Here is a 21,375-nt window from a genome sequence, read left to right on the forward strand (position 1 = left end):
CCGGGGCTCCGCGCCCCGGGCCCCGCTCCTCGATCGCCGGAGGGGCTGAACGGGTCAGCCGTTCAGCTCGGCCGCCACCAGCTCCGCGATCTGCACCGCGTTCAGCGCCGCCCCCTTGCGCAGGTTGTCGTTGGAGACGAAGAGCGCGAGGCCGTTCTCCACGGTCTCGTCGACCCGGATCCGGCCGACGAACGCGGCGTCCTTGCCGGCCGCCTGCAGCGGGGTGGGGATCTCGGAGATCTCGACGCCCGGGGCGTCCTTCAGCAGCTCATAGGCGCGCTCGACGCTGACCGGACGGGCGAAACGGGCGTTGATCTGGAGCGAGTGGCCGGAGAAGACCGGCACCCGGACGCACGTGCCGGACACCTTGAGCTCCGGGATCTCCAGGATCTTGCGGGACTCGTTGCGGAGCTTCTGCTCCTCGTCCGTCTCGAAGGAGCCGTCGTCGACGATCGAGCCGGCCAGCGGCAGCACGTTGAAGGCGATCGGACGCTTGTAGACGGCCGGCTCGGGGAAGTCGACGGCCTCGCCGTCATGGGTGAGCCTGTCGGCTTCGGCGACGACCTTGGACGCCTGGCCGTGCAGCTCGGCGACACCGGCCAGACCGGAGCCGGACACCGCCTGGTAGGTGGCGACGGTCAGGGCCTGCAGGCCGCCCTCGTCGTGCAGCGGGCGCAGCACGGGCATGGCGGCCATCGTGGTGCAGTTCGGGTTGGCGATGATGCCCTTGGGCCGGTTCGCGATCGCGTGCGCGTTGACCTCGGAGACGACCAGCGGGACCTCGGGGTCCTTGCGCCAGGCGGAGGAGTTGTCGATCACGACGGCGCCCTGCGCGGCGACCTTCTCGGCGAGCGCCTTCGAGGTCGCGCCACCGGCCGAGAACAGCACGATGTCCAGCCCGGTGTAATCGGCCGTCGAGGCGTCCTCGACGGTGATCTCCCGGCCCTGCCACTCGATCGTGGAGCCCGCGGAGCGCGCCGAGGCGAACAGTCGCAGTTCGTCGGCCGGGAACTTCCGCTCGGCCAGGATCCTGCGCATGACTGTGCCGACCTGACCGGTGGCGCCGACGATTCCGACCTTCACAGGGGACTCCTTCGAACGTACGAACTGGCACGGTTGCCGCTCCATGATGCGTATGTCCACGGCTTCCTTGTCCAATCCATTGTCCGCGCTGTGGACACCTCCCGCCCGGCCGGGCAGGCAGAGCAGTGGGGCGGGCGCTCCCCTGAGCACCCGCCCCACTGTCGTACGGATCACACGGTGACCGCGGTCACCGCGCAGATCACGGGCTCCGCTACGGAGCGACCTTCTCGATCACGACGCTGCCGGTGCCCGCCGCGGTCCCGTGGCTGTTCACCAGGTGGACCTCGCCGAAGAACTGCCGGCCCTCGGGGGCCGCACCGGCGACCGAGACCTCGGCACCGATCTGGGCGGAGGCGCCGTTGGCCAGGTTCACGGCCTTCGACTCGTCGACCTTGATCGTGCCGAGCGACGGCGCGTAGTACACGTCGCGGTAGTCGTACGTGGTGGTCCCGGCCGGAACGCTGTAGCCGTCGATCACGACGGTGTACGTACCGGCGGCCGGCTTCACCAGGCTGACCGACTCCTCGGAGCCGGCCGTGGTGGACTTGCCGACCTGGGTGTTGCCCCGGAAGACGTACAGGTCCAGGTCCGCGTTGGCGTCCGACGTACCGCCGATGGCGACGTCCAGCTTCTCGACGCCCTCACCGATGGTGACCTCGAACTCCTGCTCGTCGCCCGTCTTGATCGACGGCTTGGCGACCTTGGCCGAGCCAAGCGAGCCGCCCTTGAGGGTGCCCTCCAGGTCGCCCGCGTTGTTGGTGGCCTTCCAGGTCACCGGGGCGGGCGTGCCGATCTTCGCCTCGGCGATGGTCTGCACCGCCGGGTCGAAGGTCGCGCCGAGCAGCGAGACATCCAGCTTGTACGGGTTGTCCAGCAGCGGCGACGTACGCCGTGCCTCGACCTCGATCTCCCAGACGCCCGGCTGCGGGTCCTTGTAGGAGCGCACGTCGGGGCGGCAGGTGTTGGTCGGGTTCTCGTAGTTCGGGTAGCAGAAGATCGTGGAGCTGTTCTCCATCTGCACCCCGTACGGGTGGATCGAGATGAAGCGGGTCTGGCTGCCCGAGCGCAGCGCGCTCATCGAGACCTCAAGGGTCTTGGCGCCCTCCGGAACGGTCAGGAAGTATGACGTGGTGCTGTTGCGCTGCACCGAGTCGGACGCCTTGAACGCGTAGGCGGGCTTCACGAGCTCCTTGGAGACGACCACCGTGGTGAGGATCTGCTGGTCCACGCCGACGGTCTTGCTGTCGTCCACCAGCAGGATCGCGCTGTGCACGCCCGCGCTGCCCGGCTTCGCCTCGACCTTGACGGTGACCGGCTTGCCCAGCGGCAGGGAGACCGTGCCCGGACCTGCCAGCTTGAAGGTGCCGTCGTTGTTCTTCCACGACAGCTGGTGCTTGACGGCCTTGTCCGGTCCCGTGGTGCGGGTGATCGTGACGTCGTACGACTTCTTCTGGCCGGCCTTCAGACCGCCCTCGCGGTCGTACAGACCGGTGCCGAAGCCGGGGGTCTTGAGCGCGAAGTCGATCGCGGTGTCGACCGGGGCCTTCACCGTGTACTCGTGCGCCGGGGCGCCCTGCTTCTCGATCTGCTTCCAGGCGCCGACGATGTCGATCAGACCGGAGCCCTGGGCGTGCGCGGGCACACCCTTGATGTGGGTGGCGGTGCTGGTCAGCGCGGTACGCAGATCGGCCGGGGGCAGCTCGATGTGCTTCTGCTTCGCGGCCGACAGCAGCAGCGCGGTCGCACCCGCGGCCTGCGGCGAGGACATCGAGGTGCCCTGCAGCATGGAGTAGCCGGCTGGGAGCGAGTAGCCCGCCTCCTTGACCGGGCCGCCGGGCAGCCAGGTCTGGGTCGTGTTGATCGACGCACCCGGAGCGGTCAGGATCGGCGCGAAGCCGCCGTCCTCACGCGGACCGCGCGAGGAGAAGGGCAGCATGTCGTATTTCTTGGTGACGTTCGAGCCGTAGTTGGCGGCCCACGTCTCCTGGGAGATCGACGCGCCGACGGAGATGACGTGGTCGGCGAGGCCGGGGTCACCGATCGTGTTGACACCCGGGCCGTCGTTTCCGGCCGAGATGACCAGCTGGACGCCGTAGATGTCGATGAGCCGCTTGTAGAGCTCGGCGCGGGCGTTGTTGCCGTCGTTGAGCGGCGGCAGGCCACCGATCGACATGTTGACGACATCGACACCGCGGTTCACGACGAGGTCGATCATGCCCTCGGTGAGCGCGATGTTGGTGCAGCCGCCGGACCAGGTGCAGGCACGCGAGGAGACGATCTTCGCCCCCGGCGCGGCACCGTTCATCTCGCCGCCGAACAGGCCGTTCGCGGAGGTGATGCCCGCGACGTGCGTGCCGTGCTCGCTCTCGATGACGCCGATGTTCACGTAGTCGGACGTGGCGCCGGCCGCGTTGTAGACGACGTTCTTGCGCGTCTCCACGGTGAACGGGATGCGCTCGACGACGTCCGTCCGCGGGTCGTCCTTGCCGAAGTAGGAGACCTGGTGCTTCTCCTTGTACGGCTTCATGGCGGTTTCGTTGGTGAAGTCGCCGTCGTTGTCCAGGTCGACGCGCACGGTGCCGGTGACCGGGTCGTAGAGCACGGCCCAGACGTCGGTGGTGTCACCGTCGCGGTTCAGGTCGCCCGCCATGTCGCCGCCCTTGGTGGCGGCCTCGGCGAACAGCTTGATCTTGTACGAGCCCTCGGGCGCCTTGTAGGTGCGGCCCTGGTAGGTGAACGTCGGGCCGGACACGGCGTCGGTCATCCGCAGCCAGGTGCCGTCGCCGTCGCTGACCGGGTCGGTGGCGGTCACCCAGTCGACGATCTTGCGCTCGCCCGTGGTGGTCTTCTGCAGCGCCGGGTGGCCGAGGTCGACACCCGAGTCGAGGATGCCGATGGTCACCCCGCGCCCGTCGGCCTTCGGGTGCTGCTGGACGAAGTCGACCGCACCCGTCTCGAAGGACGGGTTGTACGGGTTCTTCGCCGGGGTCTTCTTGCCCGGCGCCGGGTAGGAGCCGGTGGACTTCGTCTTCGCCGTGGTCCCGGCCGCGCGGTCGGCCGCGGGCGTCGGGTCGTCCAGCTTGATCTCCTGCTTGAGATCGATGCCGTGGACGGACGACAGCTTGGAGGCCGCCTTGATGGTCGCCTCGGCGGACGCGGTGGGCACGGTGGCCCGTACGTAGCCGAGCTTGTCGTACGCGCGTCCCAGCACGGACCCCTCGACGGCGTCCAGTTGCTTGGTGACCTGCGCGGTCGCACCGGGAGCGGTGGCGACCATCATGGTGATGTTCTTCTCGCCCTCGGCCTTGGCCTTGGCCAGGAGATCGGCGTCGGCCGTGCCGAGCTTGTCGGCCGTGGTGTCTTTGGCGGCGGACTTGACGGGGGCGGGGGCGGGGTCGTCGGCGGCGAAGACCGGGGCGGCGCCGGTGGCGGCCAGCGCGGCCACCAGGCCGGCGGCAGCCGCGACTCGGGCCGCGCGTCTCGCCCCGGGTATGGAACTGGGGGACTCGGTGGTCATCAGCATCCCTGAAGTGAAAGAGAGAGTCCGGAATTCGGTACCGGATGACCGCTCACCCTTTCGTAAATGACAGGGGTTTGTGGAGAGTTGCAGGGGGCGAGATGTGGACATGGCGGGCTTCCGCCAGTGGGGCTGATGTGCCATCAGGAGCGAAACGGGAGATAAGTGGCCCCTGAGGCCCGGCTTCAGCGGGGCAGGATCATCACATACGCGGCCGGCTCGCGGGTGGCCGCCGCCATCAGCGCCGTACGCACCACGACCGCCTGCTCCTCCCGTGCGTCCCGGAGCTTCGCCGGCGAGAGGTGGACGACGGTGACGCCGAGCCGCTCCAGGTGCTCCCGCTCGGCGGCGTACGAAGACCACTGCGCGTCGTGCTCCTCCTGGCGCAGGTCGTCGTCGAGCCTGCTGTGCCGGGGCGCCCTGGTGTCGAGCACCACGGCGACCGCCTGCTCGGGCCAGTAGGCGTCCACCCCGCCGAGGTGCGGGCCGCCGGGCAGTCGCAGATCCACGTTCCACAGCGGCTCCGGCAGGCCGTGCGACCGCACCATGTCGTACAGCCGGCTCTCCGCCAGCGCCCGGCCCTCGGCGAGCAGTGAGTCGACGGCGTTCACCACCTGGGGGAGGCCCAGCAGTCCGGCCCGGCTCAGCTCGCGCACGACGGCGGCCGGCTCGCAATGCCCGCCGCGGACCGCCTCGGTGAGCAGACGGCGTACGCCCGTGACGTCGCCCAGCCCCGCCACCGCGTCCACGAGCGCCCGCTCCAGCGGCGCCACGGGCAGACCCTCCACCTGCTTGGGCAGGGGCGGCTCGGCGGCCCGTACGAGATGGACGTACCGCACCGAGCGCAGTCGCCGGGTGCGCGGCACCAGCACATCGATCCGGGTCGCCGGGGCGGGCGGTGGCGTGAGTGCGAACCCGTGCAGGGCGAGCGCGGCAAGCCCGGTGATCATGGCCTCGCCGTACCCGGACTCCGTGCCCGGCCCCGACTGCGCGGGCAGGTCCCGACGGCCCGACGCCGATGGCCGACCGGCGTACAGCAGGGCGGAACGCAGCCGTTCCTCGGCGGTGGGCGGCCCCGGGTGCAGGACATACACACCGGGCAGCGGCTGCTGCCACGGCCCACCGGCCCTGCACTGCGCGGCGGCCTTCGCCGCGGACACGCCGTGCGCCCTCAACTGTGCGGCGGACAGCACACGTTGACGGGCGTCACCGGCGACGGGGAGGTGACAGGGGGAGAGCGGGGAGTTCTGGGTCATGCTCCGGGGTATCCCGCACACGACCCCGCCGCTAACCCCTGTTACACGCCCGTCGACAATTCGGGACAACGTCGACCTAAAGTACGCACGTTCGACAACCGAAAAGCTTGTCCCGCCAAGGATGACCCGCCGTCCCGCCCGACGGAGCGCCGGTGCGGCAGGCCCGGCCGGGCGCCCCGCGAGGCCCCGCCCCGGACGGGAGTGACGTTCAAGCCCGTCCGGGGCGGGGAAGAGGCCGGGGAGTGCCCGGCCGGGGAACATCCGTCAGACCGCGCTCGCCGCGGCCGCCGCAGTGTCGCACTCCTGCGCCCGCAGGGCCCGAGCCAGATCGTCCCGGGCCTCCAGCACCAGCCTCCGCAGCGCCGGCGCCGCGTCCTCGTGCGCGGTCAGCCACGCGTCCGTCGCCGCGAGCGTCGACGGATCGTCCTGGAGCGCCGGGAACAGACCCTTGACCACGATCACGCCGATCTGGATCGACCGCTCGGCCCACACTCGCTCGATCGCGGCGAAGTACTTGTCCGTGTACGGCGCGAGCAGCTCCCGCTGCGACGACTGCGCGAAGCCCGTGATCGTCGCCTCCACCAGCGCGTTGGACAGCGCGTCCGACTCCACGACGTCCGCCCACGCCTGCGCCTTGACCGCCGCCGACGGCCGCGAGGCCAGGCATCGGACCTGGTGCCGCTTCCCGGACGCCGTGTCGTCGCGGGCCAGTTCGGCGTCGATCGCCGACTCGTCGGCCACGCCGTGCGCGGCCAGCGGCGACAGGAACGCCCAGCGCAGCTCCTGGTCGATGTCGAGGCCGTCGATCCGTGCCGAGCCGTCGAGCAGCCCGGACAGCAGCCGGAAGTCCGTGTCCGAGTCGGCCACCGACGCGAAGAACCGCGCCCACGCCAGCTGGTGCTCGCTGCCGGGCTCGGCGATCCGCAGCTCCCGCAACGCGGCCTCGGCCAGCGCCCGGCCACCCTCCTCGCGCCACCCCGGCGCCGCGTAGTGTGTGAGCGCGGTCCGGGTCCAGGTGTGCAGCATCTGCAGCACACCGATGTCGGACTCCCGGCCCGAGAAAGCCAGCACGAGGGAGACGAAGTCACGGGCCGGCATCAGCCCGTCCCGTGTCAGGTTCCACAGCGCGGACCAGCACAGTGCCCGCGCGAGAGGATCGGTCATGTCTCCCAGGTGCGCGCGCAGCGTGGCCAGGGACACCTCGTCGAAGCGGACCTTGCAGTACGTGAGGTCGTCGTCGTTGACCAGGATCAGCTCCGGCCGCTCGGCACCGGCCAGCTCCGTGACCACCGTGCGCGGCCCCGCCACGTCCACCTCGGCGCGCGCGTACCGCACCAGGTCGCCGTCGGCGGCGCGCCGGTACAGCCCGACCGCGACCCGGTGCGGCCGCAGCTCTGGATGGGAGTCGGCCGCCTCCTGGAGGACCGCCAGCTCCGTGATCCGGTCCGCCGAGTCGTACGTCGCCACCGGGGTCAGCGAGTTGACGCCCGCGGTCTGCAGCCACGACCGCGACCAGGCGGTCATGTCCCGCCCGGACGTCTCCGCCAGGACGGAGAGCAGATCGCCCAGCTGCGTATTGCCGTAGGCGTGCTTCTTGAAGTAGCGCCGGGCGCCCTCCAGGAACGCGTCCCGCCCCACGTACGCCACCAGCTGCTTCAGCACCGAGGCGCCCTTGGCGTAAGTGATGCCGTCGAAGTTGAGCTTGGCGTCCTCCAGGTCACGGATGTCGGCCGTGATCGGGTGCGTGGAGGGCAGCTGGTCGGCGCGGTACGCCCAGGACTTGCGGTTGTTGGCGAAGGTGATCCAGCCGTCCTCGAACCGGGTCGACCCGACCATGGCGAAGACGCCCATGAAGTCGGCGAACGACTCCTTCAGCCACAGGTCGTCCCACCACTGCATGGTGACGAGGTCGCCGAACCACATGTGCGCCATCTCGTGCAGGATGACGTTGGCGCGGCTCTCGTACGACGCCTGCGTCACCTTGCCGCGGAAGATGTACTCCTCGCGGAAGGTGACACAGCCCGGGTTCTCCATCGCGCCGAGGTTGTACTCGGGCACGAACGCCTGGTCGTACTTCCCGAACGGGTACGGGTAGTCGAAGTTGTCGTGGAAGAAGTCCAGGCCCTGCTTGGTGATGAGGAAGACGTCGTCCGCGTCGAAGTGCCGGGCGAGCCCCTTGCGGCACAGCGCGCCGAGCGGGATCTCCAGCTTCGTACCGTCGTCGAACGTACGGCTGTAGGAGTCGGTGACGTAGTGGTACGGACCGGCCACGATCGCCGTGATGTACGTCGAGATCGGCTTCGTCTCGGCGAACCGCCGCACCTCGCCGTCCCGCGACTCCTCGGCCCCGTTGCTCCAGACCGTCCAGGCCTCGGGCGCCGTCACCTCGAAGCGGAAGGGAGCCTTCAGGTCGGGCTGCTCGAAGTTCGCGAAGACCCGCCGCGAGTCGGCCGGCTCGTACTGCGTGTAGAGGTAGACCTCGCCGTCCTCCGGGTCGACGAACCGGTGCATGCCCTCGCCGGTCCGGCTGTACGCGCACTGCGCGTCGACCACGAGAACGTTCTCGCCCTCCGGCAGCTTTTCCAGTGCCACCCGTGTCCCGTCGAAGACGACGGCCGGGTCGAGCGGCTGCCCGTTCAGCGTCACCGCGTTCACGCTCGGCGCCACCAGATCCGCGAAGGTCGACGCCCCCGCCCGCGCCGTGCGGAACCGGATCGTGGTCACCGAGCGGAAGGTCCGCGGGCCCGAGGAGGTCCCGTCGCCGTCCCCGTCGGGCCCACCGACGGCGGAACGCAGATCGAGAGCGACCTCGTAGCCGTCGACGCTCAGCAGCTCGGCCCGCACACGGGCCTCGTCGCGGGACAGGTTCTCACCGGGCACGGCACACTCCTTCGTGTCACGTTCGAATGGTGTGATCCTCCCATGTCGCCACTCGGCCCGGGGTGCGGGAATGGCCGGTGCGCCCGGAGGCGTTCTCGCGCACAGGCGCGAATGCCCTCATGAGGAGAGATATGTCTGACAACAGCACGGCGGCTGGCAAGACCCCTGCCGATTTCTGGTTCGACCCGCTCTGCCCCTGGGCCTGGATGACCTCCCGCTGGATGCTGGAGGTGGAGAAGGTCCGTGACGTCGAGGTCCGCTGGCATGTGATGAGCCTCGCCGTACTCAACGAGGACAGGCTCGACGAGCTGCCCGAGGAGTACCGCGAACTCCTGGAGAAGGCGTGGGCCCCCGTCCGCGTCGTCATCGCCGCCCAGCAGAAGCACGGCGACGAGATCGTCGGCCCGCTCTACACCGCGCTGGGCACCCGCTTCCACAACCAGGGCGAGGGTCCCACCCGAGAGGCGATCGTGGGCGCGCTCGGGGACGTCGGCCTGCCGGCCGAGCTGGCGGACTTCGCGGACTCGGACGTGTACGACGCCGAGCTGCGCGCCTCCCACAAGGAGGGCATCGACAAGGTCGGCCAGGACGTCGGCACCCCGGTCATCGCCGTCCCGGGCTCGGACGGCGAGCAGATCGCCTTCTTCGGCCCGGTTGTCACCCCCGCCCCGAAGGGCGAGGAGGCGGCGAAGCTGTGGGACGGCACGCTGCTGGTGGCGTCGATCCCCGGCTTCTACGAGATCAAGCGGACCCGTACGCAGGGCCCGATCTTCGACTGATCGCCCACGGTGCCGCCCGGGGTCCGGCCGGGCAGGTTCTCGCCGGTCGCCGCCCGGTGCGCCTGCCAGGCCACCGCGAGCGTCGACTCGCACTCCGCCTCCTCCCCCTTCGCCGCCGCGGCCCTGATCTCCGGCAGCTCGGCCAGCGTGTCCGGTTCGGCGACGACCTGCTCGAAGACCTCCCGCAGCAGGGACCCCGGAGGAGGCGGGGTCGTTCCCCTCACGGCTTGCGCAATTCACCGAACCAGCGCACGATCGCCGACGTGGCCGCGACATTGGACCCCAGGTGACGGGACTTCTCGTAGTCGACAGCGCCGAGATCGACGACCGGGGCGTTCACGCCGTTCCTGAGCAGAGCCGCTCGGCAGCGCTCGGTGTTGGCGGTGTCGGCCTGCTCGTCCCCGGTCGCCATGTAGAGCCGGACCGGGGCACGGGGGGCCCAATCGGTGCACACGGCGTCGGTGGTGCGCAGCGCCGCTGCCAGCGGCCCCGTCGGATGCGCGAGCAATTCGCGGCCGTGCTCGGTCAGCAGCTCGTCCAGAGTGCCCGGGGTGCCCTGCATCAGCTGCTGCCCCGTGTGCGCGCCGTCGAAGAGCCCCTCGATGGTGTCGGCGTAGGGATCCGAGAAGACCTCGCCAGGGCTGTCGTAGATGTGGTGGAGACGGTTGAACGCCACCAAGGTGTACGCCGCGTACAGCACACCGGACTTGGTGTCCAGCCTGCCCTGAATCAGCGCGGGCAGCTCGACGCCACCGAAGTCGTACGCGCCACTGACCGGTGCCAGCGCGCCCAGCCTGAACCAGTGGTCCTCACCCGCCTGAAGAGCCCGGCCGAGCCCCAGCGCCGCCGAGGCGCCCTGCGAGAAGCCGGTGACCATGACCTCGCGCTCCAGCACATGTCCGGTGCGGGGCGCGAAGGCGCGGGCCGCCCGCAGCATGTCCAGGGATGCCGTGGTCTCGGAGCCGATGTCCATCCAGGGGTGCGGACCGGGTCCCTTGCCCATGCCCAGATAGTCGGGCGCGACCCCCGCGGCACCGGCCGACGCGTGCGCGATCACCGACGCGGACACGAACGCGCCGCGCCGCATGGACGGGGAATCGTCCTTGTGGACGCCAGTGCCGTGAGCGAAGGAAACCGCCCGCAACCGTCCCTCGCTGTTGAGTGGCAGCACGAACAGCCCGCTCGCCGTGGTGGGCAGCCCGTACGCGTCGACGGTCCGGTAGACCAGCCGGTACGCGACCACGCCGTGCCGGACGGTGTCGTCCTCGAACCCGGCCGCGGCCAGCTCGGCGGCCACCGCCTGCGGGGTCGCGAGCGTGTACAACTTCTCGGCGGAGACCAGCGTGCCCCGGCCGCGCTCCTCGTGCCGCGCCTGGGCAGGGGCGGCGGGCCAAGTGGCGGCGGTGGCGACGGCCGACCCGCTCAGCAGCAGGCCGCAGCAGAGGGCTGCCACTTTGAGACCGCTGCGGTATCGGGTCCCACCGCGCGGCGATGCAGTGGCGGGGACAGTCATGAGTTCCTCCAAGTGTGGCTCGGCGTAAGCCCGTTCAGCCTCACGCGTTGCGAACTTCGACGCACTGGTGCGGGCCCCCGGCTTCTCCTGGAGGCTGCCCCCGTGCACGGTGCCGCCCGAAAGGGCCGGCCCAGCAGGCGGAGGCCGAGGTACTGACCGCAGCTGTACGCGGTCATGCCGCACCGACCCCTTGCCGGGGGCCGGTGGCTCCGTCGGCGGGCGCCGCGGTCCGCCGCCCCGCCGCGACGAGGGCCAGGGACACGGCGAGGGAGGCCGCCGCCATCACCGTCATCGCCGTCCCCGGCGAGGTCCGCTGGGCGACGGCGCCCGCGAGCGCGGCCGCGACGCCCTGCATGGTGAGCACGCCGGACGAATGCAGTCCGAGGGCCTGACCGGTGATCTCGTCCGGGGTCAGGGCCATCAGTCGCTCCTGGAACAGCAGACTCGCCGCGAACCCGACCGAGGCGAGCGTGGTGAGAGCGAACGCCACCGGCAGCGCCGGGTGCGCGGCGAAGAGCAGATACGGGGCGGCCAGGAGCAGCTGCAGCGGGGTCGCCAGTCGCCCCCGCCGGTGCCGGGCGATGAACCGGCCCGCCACCGTGTCCCCGACGAGCATCCCCAGTGCGCCGCATGCGAAGAGGAGCCCCGCGTGCTCCGGGGAGTACGGGACGAACAGCGACTCGCAGCCCACGATCAGCCCGTTCGGCACCCAGAGCGCGAGGTAGACCCGGCGGCGCGGACCGGAGGACCACAGCACGGCGTTGGTCCGCCAGGTCTCGGCGACCGACGGCCGCCCGGCGGCGCGCGGCGGCCGGCGCATCAGCCCGAACCGGGCGACGGCCGCACCGGTCAGATACAGGGCGGCGGCGACCAGCAGTGTGCCGCGCGCGGACAGCGTCGTCACCAGAAGTCCGCCGAGCGCGAACCCACCGATCTGCATCAGGCCGGAGCACATGTTCAGCACCGAACGTCCGAGCAGATAGCCGTCCTTGGGCAGCACCTCGTTGAGCAGGCCGTACCGCACCCCGCCGCCCACGGCGGCGATCACCCCCTCGGCCAGGATGATCGCGAAGACCACCGGCAACGGGAGCCCGGGGACGGCGAGCACAGCGGTGGCCAGCCCGAAGACGAGCGCCATGCCGGTCATCGCGGCCCGCGGCGGCAGCCGGTCCGCCGCCGACATCAGCACGGTCGCCCCGATCACCTGGGCGAGCGAGGAGCCGAACATGGACAGCGCGGCGAGCAGCGGCGAGTCGGTCGCGGCATAGACGAGGGTGCCGAGGGCCAGCCCGCTCATCGTCGACGCGGCGACCTGTACGGCACTGGTCGCGAAGAGCGGCCTGAACTGCGGCGCTCGGAAGAGTTCCCGGTAGGTACGCATGCGGGGAGTCTCGGAGGCCGTCCCCGCACGCCGTTATTGTTTCGCGGGGAGGCGAAACGTCATGGGCCTGTGGCAGATCAGCACGGACACGCTCGCGGGGAGTCGGTTCGTCGTCTCGCCGCTCGCCGAGACCATCTCCGCCCTGAACGCGTTGGAAGGGGGACGGGCCGAGCACCCCGGCGAACGGGCCTGGCTCGACGCCCATCTGTCCGCCTACCGGGCGCGGCAGGCCGCCGACCCGGTTGCCGCCCTCCTGGTACCGGCGGCACTCGGCGGCAGCTGGAACGCGGACTTCATCACCCCCACGCCGACGGGCCAGGGCACGCCGTCCCTGGAGGAGGAGCTGGTTCCGGTCCGGGCCACCACGCCCGAGCGCGCCCGCGCCGACCTGGCCGTGTCGCTCGGCGGCCGTCCGCTCCCGGAACTCCTGGACCGCGACGACCTGGCGCAGCGCGCCGCCGACGTACTGCACTGGGTCTGGCGGCACACCGTCCTGCCCAACTGGCCGCGCCGCCGCCGGATCATCGAGGCGGATGTCGTCGCGCGCACCGGACAGCTGAGCCAGGGCGGCTGGGCCGCCGCCCTCAGTGGCCTGCGTCCGGGAATGCGGTGGCTCGGCGGGAGCCGGCTCCAGATCAATGCGCACGACTACCCGCCGAAGCAACTGGCTGGTGCGCGGCTGTTGTTCGTCCCGGTCACCCAGCGCAGCGGTTGGGTCTCCTGGGACGACGACGCCCTGCGGTACGCGGTCGTCTACCCGTGCTCGGGCACCCTGGCCGAGGCGGGCCGGGAACGGGTGCCGGACGGTCTGAGCCGCCTGCTCGGCCCCGCGCGGGCGGCGGTCCTGGTCCTCCTCGCCTCCCCGAAGAGCACCACCCAGCTGGTGGCCCTGACCGGCCAGGGGCTGGGCTCGGTGGGCCGCCACCTCAGGGTCCTCCTGGACGCGGGCCTGGCAGACCGCCGCCGGGCCGGCCGCTCGGTGCTGTACTTCCGCACGCAGGCGGGCGATGTGCTGGTGGGGGTTCAGCAAGAGGTTTAGGGGTGTGACTGCTCCACGCGGTCCATCGGCGTCAATCTGCTCCATGAGCTTGTGGCCGTGACCGGGAGGCGGAGCGGCCGTCGTTCCTCGCTCAGCGGCGGATCTTCTTGCCGTTGTGGGTGGAGAGGCACTAGCGGTGGGCTGATCCTGAATCCTCGGCCGGGCGGGGCGGTGAGCCGGCCAGCGGTGAGGCGTCTTCGTAGCGCACCTCGTAGACGCGCTCCGTGAACTTCCAGCCGTCGGCGGTGCGCTGGTAACGGTCGTGATAGATGGCGTAGTTCAGCCCTCCGCGGCCGTCGAGGCCACGCCCCACCTCTGAGATGTACGCGCGGCCGGACGCCGTGTCGCCGTCGAGCCGGATCACGCCCGGGTGCGTGTTCTGCACAAGGAATTCCACAACATCCGGCACCCGCCTGCCCCAGCCGCGGATCGCCTCCCGCCCTTCGAGTTCGACGGGAATGTTGGGCATCCGCAAGGCGCCGTCCGGTGTGAACAGCGAAGCGATGCGGTCGTAGTCGCGCATCATCACCCCGTCGGTGAACTCTCCGCGCAGCGCCTCGATCTCCACGCGGTCCGCGATGGCCTGAAAGTAGTCACTCATCGGTCTCCTCCTCGTCGCATTGGACTCGGTGCACGAACGACACCCGCTGGATGGCGCGTCCGTCCCAGCAGTACGACGGAGCGGCGCTGCGGAATGTGACACGGTTTCGCCCGGAGCGCACCGTGATGACGATCCGTCGGCACGAACGAGGGTGAGGAGGACAGAGCGCGCGACGACTGGGCGGGTGCGGGCGTTCCGCCCGGTCACGGACGGGGACTAGGCTGCGGTACGGCGTCGGCGAAGGCCGTCGAAGGGCAGTTGGCGGACGGCCGAACTCGCCCCGGAAGCAGCGGGATACGACGGAGGACCGGGATGGGGGCCATGGCAGATTCGGGCAACGGGAGCGACGAGCGGCGACGAAAGGCCGATCCGGCCGAGCTGGGGGGTGTCCTCGCGCGCTACCGGGAACGCCCGACGATGGGCAAACTCGGCCTGACCGTCATCCCGGTCGCAGCCTTTCTGATGTTCGGCGGCATACCCGACTCCATGCCGGGCACAGGCCACCTCATATTCGACGTGATCTGCCTCCTGCTGTTCGTCTTGGGCGTGTACGAGCTGACCCACTCCCTCGCCTCCTGGCTGATCCTGCACGAGGACGGGATCGTCTACCGGGGCCGGCGCAAGGTGCGGTGGGCGCACCACTGGGAAGAATTCAAGGACGTCGTCCTCTCTCACGAGGTCACCTACCTCGGCCCGTCCTCCCGGCCGATCTCGGACAAGATCGTCGCGCGGCTGTGGACGGCGACCGGCCAGGGCGCCCGTGAACTGTCCGGCAATTACTTCCTGACCGACGTCGGCGCCGGCCTCCTGCGCACCTTTCTGCGCTCCCCGGGGAACCTGACGCCGATGTTCGGAGGCATCATCGACCGTGTCGTGGAGGAGCGTGTCCGGCACGACCTGCGTGAACTGGCCACCGAGGGTGGCAAGGTCCAGTACGACTCCATCGAGATCGGCAGTACGTACCTGTACGTCAAGGGCGCAGCCGACGAGATCCCGTGGGACGAGGTCACCCGGGTGACCGTGGACGACCACCAGGTCGGCATCACCGTTCCCCACCTGCGACGCCGCATGGAGGGCCTCAAACTCAAGGCGGACGGCCGCCGGGAGAACTACCGGGTCGGCGGGGACAACACCCTGTACATCGAGACCAAGGGTCTGAGCAACTGCCGCAAGGCGATCATCTGGTCCGTCATGTCCAACATTGCGGAGTCCATCGACGCGCGACCGCGGTGACCGTGACCACGGGCAGGACCCGTACGGGGCGAGCGGACCAGGCGACGACGCGTCCGCCCGCGCGAGCGGTGTAGGCGTACCGCTCGCCGGCCCTGAGCCGTATGACGGTCTCCCACTGACCGTTGTCGAGCCAGCGGAAGGTGCGGTCGCGGTCCTCCGCATCGAACGCCGAGAGCAGGGTCCGTACGGAGACCCGCATCCAGATCAGTGCCTGCGGGGGAGTGGCGGCGTGCTCGGCCCGTACGAGCAGCCCGTCGACGGTGAACTCGCACCGCCAGGCGGTCCGGAGGGGCCGCCTCATGTCAACCCCGCTTGACCGATGGTCAGATGGACCCAGACGGTCTTGCCGGGGTCGCGGGGCCGTACGCCCCACTTCGCCGCGATCGCGTCCACGATGACCAGGCCTCGGCCGGACAGGTCGTCGAGCGTGGGGGTGCGGAGCTCGGGCATCCGCCACTGGTACGAGTCGGAGACCTCCAGCACGAGCGTGCCGTTGCGACGGCGTAAGCCCAGCTCGAAGTAGTCGCCGGTCCCTTTGGCGTGGTTGACCACGTTAGTGCTCAACTCGCTTGCGAGGAGAGCGGTGTCGTCGATGAGCCCGCCGAGCTTCCACTCGATCAGGACGCTCTCGACGTGGCGTCGGGCGGCGGGGACGGAGTCCCTCCGGGCCCGGAATCTCTTGATGTGCGTGCGCCCGGACATGGGTCCCCCAAGGTCGGTGAGCAGGTGGATTCGCGGTCACGGAGTGCGTCCATTCAGCAGCGCGGTGTGACGCAATCCACGCTAGAGGTAGGTTCCGACGAAAGGCAAGCGAGTCGTGAGTGCAAACTTGCATTCACTCGTGAGGGGCAAGTCGCTAGCGCCTGCGAACAGTTAGTGGGCACACTGGCTTTGAGAGTGAGGGGGGCGTATGCCCGCAGGTGGGAAGCCCACGGTGCGCAGCCGTCGGTTGGGGGCGGCGCTGAAGCGCCTGCGCTTGAACGCGTTCCTGGACCAGGAGCATGCCGCCGAGGCGGTGGCGTGCTCGACGGCCAAGATCAGCCGGATCGAGTCCGGGACGGTCAGCGCGCGAGTGGGTGATGTGCGTGTGCTGCTCGACCTGTACGAGGTCGAGGACGAGTCGGAGCGCAAGAGGCTGGAGAAGCTGGCCCGTGACAGCAACAAGCGCGGCTGGTGGCTGAACTTTCCGTTTCAGTCACCCGCACTCGACCGGTTGGGCGACTTTCTTTCGCTGGAGACGGACGCCACGTACATCCGCGCCTGGCAACCGGTCTTCATTCCCGGCCTGCTCCAGACGCCGGACTACACCCGGGCATTGACCGAGGCCAACCCTGAAGTCCTCAGCAGCGAAGCGGCCGATGAGATCGTGAAGGTGCGGCAGGAGAGACGGCGGGTGTTCGAGGAGTCAGGCGCGCGGTTTGCCGCCGTCATCTGGGAGCCGGCCATATCAGGCCCGATGCCCTCGGCGAACGTGCATCGCGATCAACTTGCCCATCTCATCCGGATGGCCAAGCAGCCGAATGTGACGCTCCAGGTGCTGCCCCACGCCGAGTGGGCAGCAGCGCGCGTCGCGCCCGCTTTCGTCGCGCTCTCCTACGCGCACGAAGCCTCGCCGGAGGCCATTGTGCAGGACACGCTGGTCAACAGCGTCATTCTGGAAGATCATGAAGACATGGCGGGTTACGTCCACGCCTTCGACACCCTCCGGTCCGCAGCTCTCACACCGGATCGGAGTCTCACCTTCATCCGGAAGACCATGAACGGCATCGTCGCGGAGAACGAGGAATCGTGAGCAGCCAGGAAGTTGTCAGCCCATTTGTGAAGTCGTCGTTCTCCGGCGGCGGGTCGGCCAACGAGTGCGTCGAGGTCGCCCACACCGCCGACGGTGGCCGTGCCGTCCGGGACAGCAAGCGCCGGGACGGCGGGCTCCAGTTCTACGCCCCCGTCGGGTGGGCCGCGTTCATCGACGGGGTGAAGGCCGGGGCCTTCACGCGCTGAGCCACTCCTCGACCTCGACCACGTCCCCGACGGTCACCACGCCCTCGCGGACCACCGCGTTCTTCGCGCCGAAGCTCACCTTGTTCTTGTACTCCGGCTCGCGCCGGTACGTCGCAAGGGTCCGGACCGGTTCCGGGCCCGCGCGGCGGCCCGTGCGCTGGTCGACGAGCGGGACATTGCACCGCATCGCCCGTACGGAATAGGCGAGTTCCACGGAACCGAGAGTCATCCGGCGTACCCGGTCCTCGAAGTGCGGTTCGTCGTTGCCGGACAGGACGATGTTGGGGCGGAAACGGTCCATCGGCACCGGTTCGGCGTCGCCCCGGGCGGTGATGCGGGCGTTGAGGTCGTCCAGGGAGGCCGTCGAGGCGACCAGCACCGCGTGGGCGTCGGCGAAGTTGACCTTGCCGGGGGTGTCGCCCCAGCCGTCCCGGTCGAAGCCGGGGGCCACCCGTACCAGGCGGGACTTGGCTCCGAGCGCCTCGGAGAACCATTCCGCGACCTCGTCCCCCTGGTCGGCTGCCGCGCCGAGCGGGCGGTCGAACATGCTGACCTCGCGGCGCGGGCCGTCCCGGTCGACCTTCAGGCGGAGCGGTTCGACGCCCTCGGCGGACAGGCCCAACGCCGCTCCGGCTTCCAGGACGTCGACCCTGATCGCGGCCATCGAGGCATGCGTGCGCTGACTGCGGAACGCTCCGTCCGCAGCGTCGACCACCATGAACGTCCGGTCGTGTTCGAGGCCGGTCCCGAGGACCTGCGCGGATTCGACCACGGTGCCGGCGCAGCCCTTGACCGGGTAGTAGGTCAGTTCGCGAACGGTGATCGTCATGATGTCCCCTCCGGGGCAGCCGCTTCGAGGTCGTCGACGCTGCCGGACATGATGGTGCGGATGTGCTGGGTGAGGTGGTCGACGGGCCAGTCCCACCAGGCGACGGCCAGGAGCCGGGCTATGGTCTCGTCGTCGTACCGGGTGCGGATCAGCTTGGCGGGATTGCCGCCGACGATGCCGTAGTCGGGTACGTCACCGGTGACGACCGAGCCGGCGCCGATGATCGCGCCGTGCCCTATCCGTACGCCCGGCATCACCATGGAGTTGTAGCCGAACCAGACGTCGTTGCCGACGACCGTGTCGCCCCGGCCCGGCAGCCCGGCGAGCAGGTCGAAGTGCTCGGTCCAGGAGCCGCCCATGGTGGGGAAGGGGAATGTGGACGGGCCGTCCATCCGGTGGTTGGCGCCGTTCATGATGAACCGCACCCCCGTTCCCAGCGCGCAGAACTTCCCGATGACGAGCTTCTCCGGACCGTAGTGGTAGAGCACGTTGCGGGTCTCGAACGCGGTCGCGTCGTCGGGGTCGTCGTAGTACGAGTAGTCCCCGACCTCGATCAGCTCGGACTTGACCAAGGGCTTCAGTTGCACGACCCGGGGCTGGCCCGGCATCGGGTGAAGGACGGTGGGGTCGGCAGGGGGAGCGCTCATGGCGCCCATCATCGCAGCAAGGGGTACGACGGCTTGATGATGGCCCTCGTCACCGACGGCCGGTAGGGCCCGGCGTGCGGGGCACCGGCCGGGGACGAGGGATGCCCCCGGCCCGCGCGAGGTGACCCATGGGCCCTCGTCCGCCGCGTCCGGGCAAGGAGCCTCCGAGGAGCCCCCTCACCCCGCCTGCCCGGTGTCCTCCTCCGGACCTGGCAGCCGCCATGTGTAGGGGAAGAGGTCCCCGCCCCATCGGGACGGATCGCCCAGCTCGTCGGCGGCCTCGGGAGCTCTCAGGAGGCAGCGGTGGCGCAGGAGTTCGCGGCGTTCGGCCGGAGTCAGCAGCTGTTCCTCTTCGCAGAGGTGCGCCGGGTCGTCGATATCCGTGCGCCCGCCCACATTGAGACGCGTGGACGTCGGTGTCCGGTAGTCCAGGCGGAGATCGGTCCCCCACTGCGAATTGCTTCCCCAGCCGCAGGACAGGTCGACGGTCGGGCGGTACCGGCGCAAGTACGTCCAGTACAGCGGGGAGCAGTCGGCGACGCCGCGCCGGGCGTGGTGCGCCCCGGCACGGACCCGGACCCCGGCCCGGCTGAAGAGCAGCTGTCCGAGCATCAGCCCGGGCCACACCACTTCCGTGATCCGGATCGGCTCGTCCGGATCGTCGCTCTGCTCCACCTCGGTGATCTCGTGCCGGAACGGATCGAAGCCGGTGCCGTCGAACGGGCTCATGCCCAGGGCGGTGAACAACTCCAGGTATTCGGCTGGGGAAACCACCGGCCATCCGTCGTACGTACTGAGGGCGGCGGCCCACGCTTGTGTGCCGACCGGGTCCGGTGCGGGCTGGAAGTGGTGGAGCAGGGCGTCGCTGACGCGGCTGAGGGCGTAGAGCTCGTGGCGGAGATACAGATCCGGCCGCTCGGGCACCCCCTCGCCGGTGCGCCAGGCACCGTCGGCGCAGGCGTGCGCGATCGCGTCGCGGTAGCTCCGTCCGGCCCTCGCCAGCCACGGTACGACCACCCGGCCGAAGGCGTCCGGTCCTTCGTGGTCGACCAGGGTCCTGAAGAGTTCACGGGCATGGGGCTCGTCCTCGTACATGCGCAGAGCGTAGGAGTCAACGGCGCACCGGTCGACGGGATTTGGCCCTCGACATCCCGGCCGGAGACGTGCGCAGCCGCCTCGCGCGGGAACCAGGCGTCGGCGGTCCCGCGCCGTCCGGTGTGGTGGAAAGCCTCCAAGAGCGGCTGAGCATTACTGTGCCTGACGAGGCGACCGTCCGTGTTCGTGGGGTCGCAGACTTGCAGGGTGTGGTGCGGGCCTCCGCGCCGCCACCTCCATTCGTGACGACCCGAAGGGCCCGAGCCCATGAGCGAACGCGTCATCGCCCCCAAGAATCGCGGCTTCCTCTTCCTCGACTCCCACCCGGCCGGCTGCGAGCGCCTGGTGAAGAACATGTGGCAGGCAGTCCCCGCGCCCTCCCGGGTGCCGGACCGGGCACCCGTGGCGCTGGTCATCGGCTCCTCCGCCGGGTACGGGCTGGCCGCGACGATCGCCGGTCTCGCCCGTGCCGGCATCCGTGGGATCGGGGTCTGCTTCGAAAAGGCCCCCGGACGCCGCACCGGTACGGCCGGTTGGTACCGCACGGCCGCGACCGCCGAGCTCGCCCGGCGGCACGGTCACGACATGGTGTTCCTCAACGGAGACGCGTTCTGCGACGAGATGAAGGACCAGGTCGCCCAGGTGCTGGAGGAGCGTTTCGGCGGCCGTCTGGACCATCTGATCTACTCGGTGGCCGCCCCGCGCCGCACCGACCCCGACACCGGGACCACCTACGCGTCCGTCCTCAAGCCCGTCGGCGAGGCGTACAGCACCAAGACGCTCGTCTTCGACGACCGGGGCGCCGGCGAGGTGCGGGAGGTCGAGACGCAGCCCGCCGACGGCGACGACATCGAGCAGACCGTCGCCGTCATGGGCGGAACGGACTGGGAACGGTGGATCGACCATCTCGCCGACCGCGGGCTGCTCGCCGATGGATTCAGCACCGCCGCCCTCTCTTACATCGGCTCCCCCCTGACCGCCGCGATCTACCGGCAGGGCACCATCGGCGCCGCCAAGTCCCACCTCGAACAGACCGCCCGCACCCTCGACGAGCGGCTCGCGAAGCTGGTCGACGGGCGCGCGGTCACCTCGGTCAACGCGGCCGCCGTCACCCAGTCCTCGACCGCGATCCCCGGCATCGCCCTTTACGTCGGGCTGCTCCGCGGCGTCCTCGGCGACGCCATGGTCCCGCCGATCGGGCAGCTCACCGACCTGTGGGACCAGCTCACCGGTGTCCGCCCGCTCGACCTCGACGACGAAGGGCGCGTGCGCCTGGACACCTGGGAACTCGATCCTGCTGTCCAGGCGGCCGTCACCGAGCGGTGGAACGCCGCCGCCACCGAGAACATCACCGAACTCGCCGACCTCGACTGGTTCCACGCCGAGGTGCAGCGCCTGTACGGGTTCGCCGTGCCCGGCATCGACTATGCCGCGCCGGTCGAGACCGACATCCCCTGGCCGGACACCACCGCCCTCTGAAGCGGTCCGGTCCGGGTTCGGCGCAGGTCCTTCGGCGGAAATCCC

Annotated in this window: 18 protein-coding genes; 6 read left to right on the forward strand and 12 right to left on the reverse strand. The window is 70.2% G+C overall.

Annotation, left to right across the window (positions count from 1 at the left end):
* Positions 1-54 precede the first annotated feature (54 nt).
* The 4 genes from ACF1B9_RS11200 to pepN form a co-directional block, all read right to left on the reverse strand.
* The gene (locus ACF1B9_RS11200) at positions 55-1,083 is read right to left on the reverse strand and encodes an aspartate-semialdehyde dehydrogenase (protein WP_391740891.1); all 1,029 of its coding nucleotides are present in this window, start codon (positions 1,081-1,083) and stop codon (positions 55-57) included.
* A 211-nt stretch (positions 1,084-1,294) separates the two neighbouring features.
* Positions 1,295-4,606: a S8 family serine peptidase gene (locus ACF1B9_RS11205; RefSeq protein ID WP_391740890.1), complete on the reverse strand. Its 3,312-nt coding sequence runs from the start codon at positions 4,604-4,606 to the stop codon at positions 1,295-1,297.
* 179 nt (positions 4,607-4,785) lie between these two features.
* Entirely contained in the window at positions 4,786-5,856 is a 1,071-nt protein-coding gene (locus ACF1B9_RS11210) for a hypothetical protein (RefSeq protein WP_391740889.1), read from the reverse strand.
* Between the two features lie 264 nt (positions 5,857-6,120).
* Entirely contained in the window at positions 6,121-8,736 is a 2,616-nt protein-coding gene (gene pepN / locus ACF1B9_RS11215) for an aminopeptidase N (protein ID WP_391740888.1), read from the reverse strand.
* 131 nt (positions 8,737-8,867) lie between these two features.
* On the opposite strand from pepN, the gene ACF1B9_RS11220 reads away from it, so the two are divergent.
* Positions 8,868-9,515, forward strand: a complete 648-nt coding sequence (locus ACF1B9_RS11220; protein ID WP_391740887.1) for a DsbA family protein — start codon at positions 8,868-8,870, stop codon at positions 9,513-9,515.
* On the opposite strand, the gene ACF1B9_RS11225 is transcribed toward ACF1B9_RS11220, so the two are convergent.
* From ACF1B9_RS11225 to ACF1B9_RS11235, 3 genes are all read right to left on the reverse strand, one after another.
* Positions 9,470-9,739, reverse strand: a complete 270-nt coding sequence (locus ACF1B9_RS11225) for a DUF4240 domain-containing protein (protein WP_391740886.1) — start codon at positions 9,737-9,739, stop codon at positions 9,470-9,472. The genes ACF1B9_RS11220 and ACF1B9_RS11225 overlap by 46 nt on opposite strands.
* Complete coding sequence (locus ACF1B9_RS11230; RefSeq protein ID WP_391740885.1) at positions 9,736-11,028, reverse strand: alpha/beta hydrolase family protein; 1,293 nt, start codon at positions 11,026-11,028, stop codon at positions 9,736-9,738. Before ACF1B9_RS11230 ends, ACF1B9_RS11225 begins: the two co-directional genes overlap by 4 nt.
* Positions 11,029-11,200: 172 nt before the next feature.
* A complete protein-coding gene (locus ACF1B9_RS11235; protein WP_391740884.1) occupies positions 11,201-12,409 on the reverse strand; it encodes an MFS transporter in 1,209 nt (402 codons plus the stop codon).
* 61 nt (positions 12,410-12,470) lie between these two features.
* Between ACF1B9_RS11235 and ACF1B9_RS11240 the strand changes: the two genes are divergently transcribed.
* Complete coding sequence (locus tag ACF1B9_RS11240; protein ID WP_391740883.1) at positions 12,471-13,448, forward strand: ArsR/SmtB family transcription factor; 978 nt, start codon at positions 12,471-12,473, stop codon at positions 13,446-13,448.
* Positions 13,449-13,578: 130 nt separating this feature from the next.
* Here ACF1B9_RS11240 and ACF1B9_RS11245 read toward each other — a convergent pair whose 3' ends face one another.
* Positions 13,579-14,049: a nuclear transport factor 2 family protein gene (locus ACF1B9_RS11245; RefSeq protein WP_391740882.1), complete on the reverse strand. Its 471-nt coding sequence runs from the start codon at positions 14,047-14,049 to the stop codon at positions 13,579-13,581.
* Between the two features lie 321 nt (positions 14,050-14,370).
* Between ACF1B9_RS11245 and ACF1B9_RS11250 the strand changes: the two genes are divergently transcribed.
* Positions 14,371-15,282, forward strand: coding sequence for a hypothetical protein (locus ACF1B9_RS11250; RefSeq protein ID WP_391740881.1), 912 nt, complete (start codon positions 14,371-14,373; stop codon positions 15,280-15,282).
* A gap of 297 nt (positions 15,283-15,579) precedes the next feature.
* Here ACF1B9_RS11250 and ACF1B9_RS11255 read toward each other — a convergent pair whose 3' ends face one another.
* Entirely contained in the window at positions 15,580-15,984 is a 405-nt protein-coding gene (locus tag ACF1B9_RS11255) for an ATP-binding protein (protein ID WP_391740880.1), read from the reverse strand.
* A gap of 232 nt (positions 15,985-16,216) precedes the next feature.
* Here ACF1B9_RS11255 and ACF1B9_RS11260 point away from each other — a divergent pair, with 232 nt between their 5' ends.
* Positions 16,217-17,074 carry a helix-turn-helix domain-containing protein gene (locus ACF1B9_RS11260; protein WP_391740879.1) on the forward strand — a complete coding sequence of 286 codons (858 nt, stop codon included), beginning with the start codon at positions 16,217-16,219 and terminating at the stop codon, positions 17,072-17,074.
* Positions 17,071-17,280: a DUF397 domain-containing protein gene (locus ACF1B9_RS11265; protein WP_391740878.1), complete on the forward strand. Its 210-nt coding sequence runs from the start codon at positions 17,071-17,073 to the stop codon at positions 17,278-17,280. The genes ACF1B9_RS11260 and ACF1B9_RS11265 overlap by 4 nt, the downstream gene beginning before the upstream one ends.
* Here the strand turns inward: ACF1B9_RS11265 and ACF1B9_RS11270 are convergent.
* The 3 genes from ACF1B9_RS11270 to ACF1B9_RS11280 form a co-directional block, all read right to left on the reverse strand.
* Positions 17,270-18,109, reverse strand: a complete 840-nt coding sequence (locus ACF1B9_RS11270) for an MOSC domain-containing protein (RefSeq protein WP_391740877.1) — start codon at positions 18,107-18,109, stop codon at positions 17,270-17,272. The genes ACF1B9_RS11265 and ACF1B9_RS11270 overlap by 11 nt on opposite strands.
* Positions 18,106-18,756, reverse strand: a complete 651-nt coding sequence (locus tag ACF1B9_RS11275) for a CatB-related O-acetyltransferase (RefSeq protein WP_391740876.1) — start codon at positions 18,754-18,756, stop codon at positions 18,106-18,108. The genes ACF1B9_RS11270 and ACF1B9_RS11275 overlap by 4 nt, the downstream gene beginning before the upstream one ends.
* Positions 18,757-18,933: 177 nt before the next feature.
* Positions 18,934-19,851 carry a hypothetical protein gene (locus ACF1B9_RS11280; RefSeq protein WP_391740875.1) on the reverse strand — a complete coding sequence of 306 codons (918 nt, stop codon included), beginning with the start codon at positions 19,849-19,851 and terminating at the stop codon, positions 18,934-18,936.
* A 267-nt stretch (positions 19,852-20,118) separates the two neighbouring features.
* On the opposite strand from ACF1B9_RS11280, the gene fabV reads away from it, so the two are divergent.
* Positions 20,119-21,330 (forward strand): enoyl-[acyl-carrier-protein] reductase FabV, encoded by a 1,212-nt coding sequence (gene fabV, locus ACF1B9_RS11285; RefSeq protein ID WP_391740874.1) that lies wholly within the window; start codon positions 20,119-20,121, stop codon positions 21,328-21,330.
* Positions 21,331-21,375: the final 45 nt, after the last annotated feature.

This window comes from Streptomyces sp. NPDC014727 (assembly GCF_043083485.1).
GTDB lineage: Bacteria > Actinomycetota > Actinomycetes > Streptomycetales > Streptomycetaceae > Streptomyces.

Bases quoted from the DNA above. Each gene is read 5' to 3' on its own strand.
- ACF1B9_RS11205 (WP_391740890.1), bottom strand. From the start codon at position 4,606: ATGCTGATGACCACCGAGTCCCCCAGTTCCATACCCGGGGCGAGACGC.
- ACF1B9_RS11210 (WP_391740889.1), bottom strand. From the start codon at position 5,856: ATGACCCAGAACTCCCCGCTCTCCCCCTGTCACCTCCCCGTCGCCGGT.
- ACF1B9_RS11220 (WP_391740887.1), top strand. From the start codon at position 8,868: ATGTCTGACAACAGCACGGCGGCTGGCAAGACCCCTGCCGATTTCTGG.
- ACF1B9_RS11230 (WP_391740885.1), bottom strand. From the start codon at position 11,028: ATGACTGTCCCCGCCACTGCATCGCCGCGCGGTGGGACCCGATACCGC.
- ACF1B9_RS11235 (WP_391740884.1), bottom strand. From the start codon at position 12,409: ATGCGTACCTACCGGGAACTCTTCCGAGCGCCGCAGTTCAGGCCGCTC.
- ACF1B9_RS11240 (WP_391740883.1), top strand. From the start codon at position 12,471: ATGGGCCTGTGGCAGATCAGCACGGACACGCTCGCGGGGAGTCGGTTC.
- ACF1B9_RS11245 (WP_391740882.1), bottom strand. From the start codon at position 14,049: ATGAGTGACTACTTTCAGGCCATCGCGGACCGCGTGGAGATCGAGGCG.
- ACF1B9_RS11250 (WP_391740881.1), top strand. From the start codon at position 14,371: ATGGCAGATTCGGGCAACGGGAGCGACGAGCGGCGACGAAAGGCCGAT.
- ACF1B9_RS11255 (WP_391740880.1), bottom strand. From the start codon at position 15,984: ATGTCCGGGCGCACGCACATCAAGAGATTCCGGGCCCGGAGGGACTCC.
- ACF1B9_RS11270 (WP_391740877.1), bottom strand. From the start codon at position 18,109: ATGACGATCACCGTTCGCGAACTGACCTACTACCCGGTCAAGGGCTGC.
- ACF1B9_RS11275 (WP_391740876.1), bottom strand. From the start codon at position 18,756: ATGAGCGCTCCCCCTGCCGACCCCACCGTCCTTCACCCGATGCCGGGC.
- ACF1B9_RS11280 (WP_391740875.1), bottom strand. From the start codon at position 19,851: ATGTACGAGGACGAGCCCCATGCCCGTGAACTCTTCAGGACCCTGGTC.
- fabV (WP_391740874.1), top strand. From the start codon at position 20,119: ATGAGCGAACGCGTCATCGCCCCCAAGAATCGCGGCTTCCTCTTCCTC.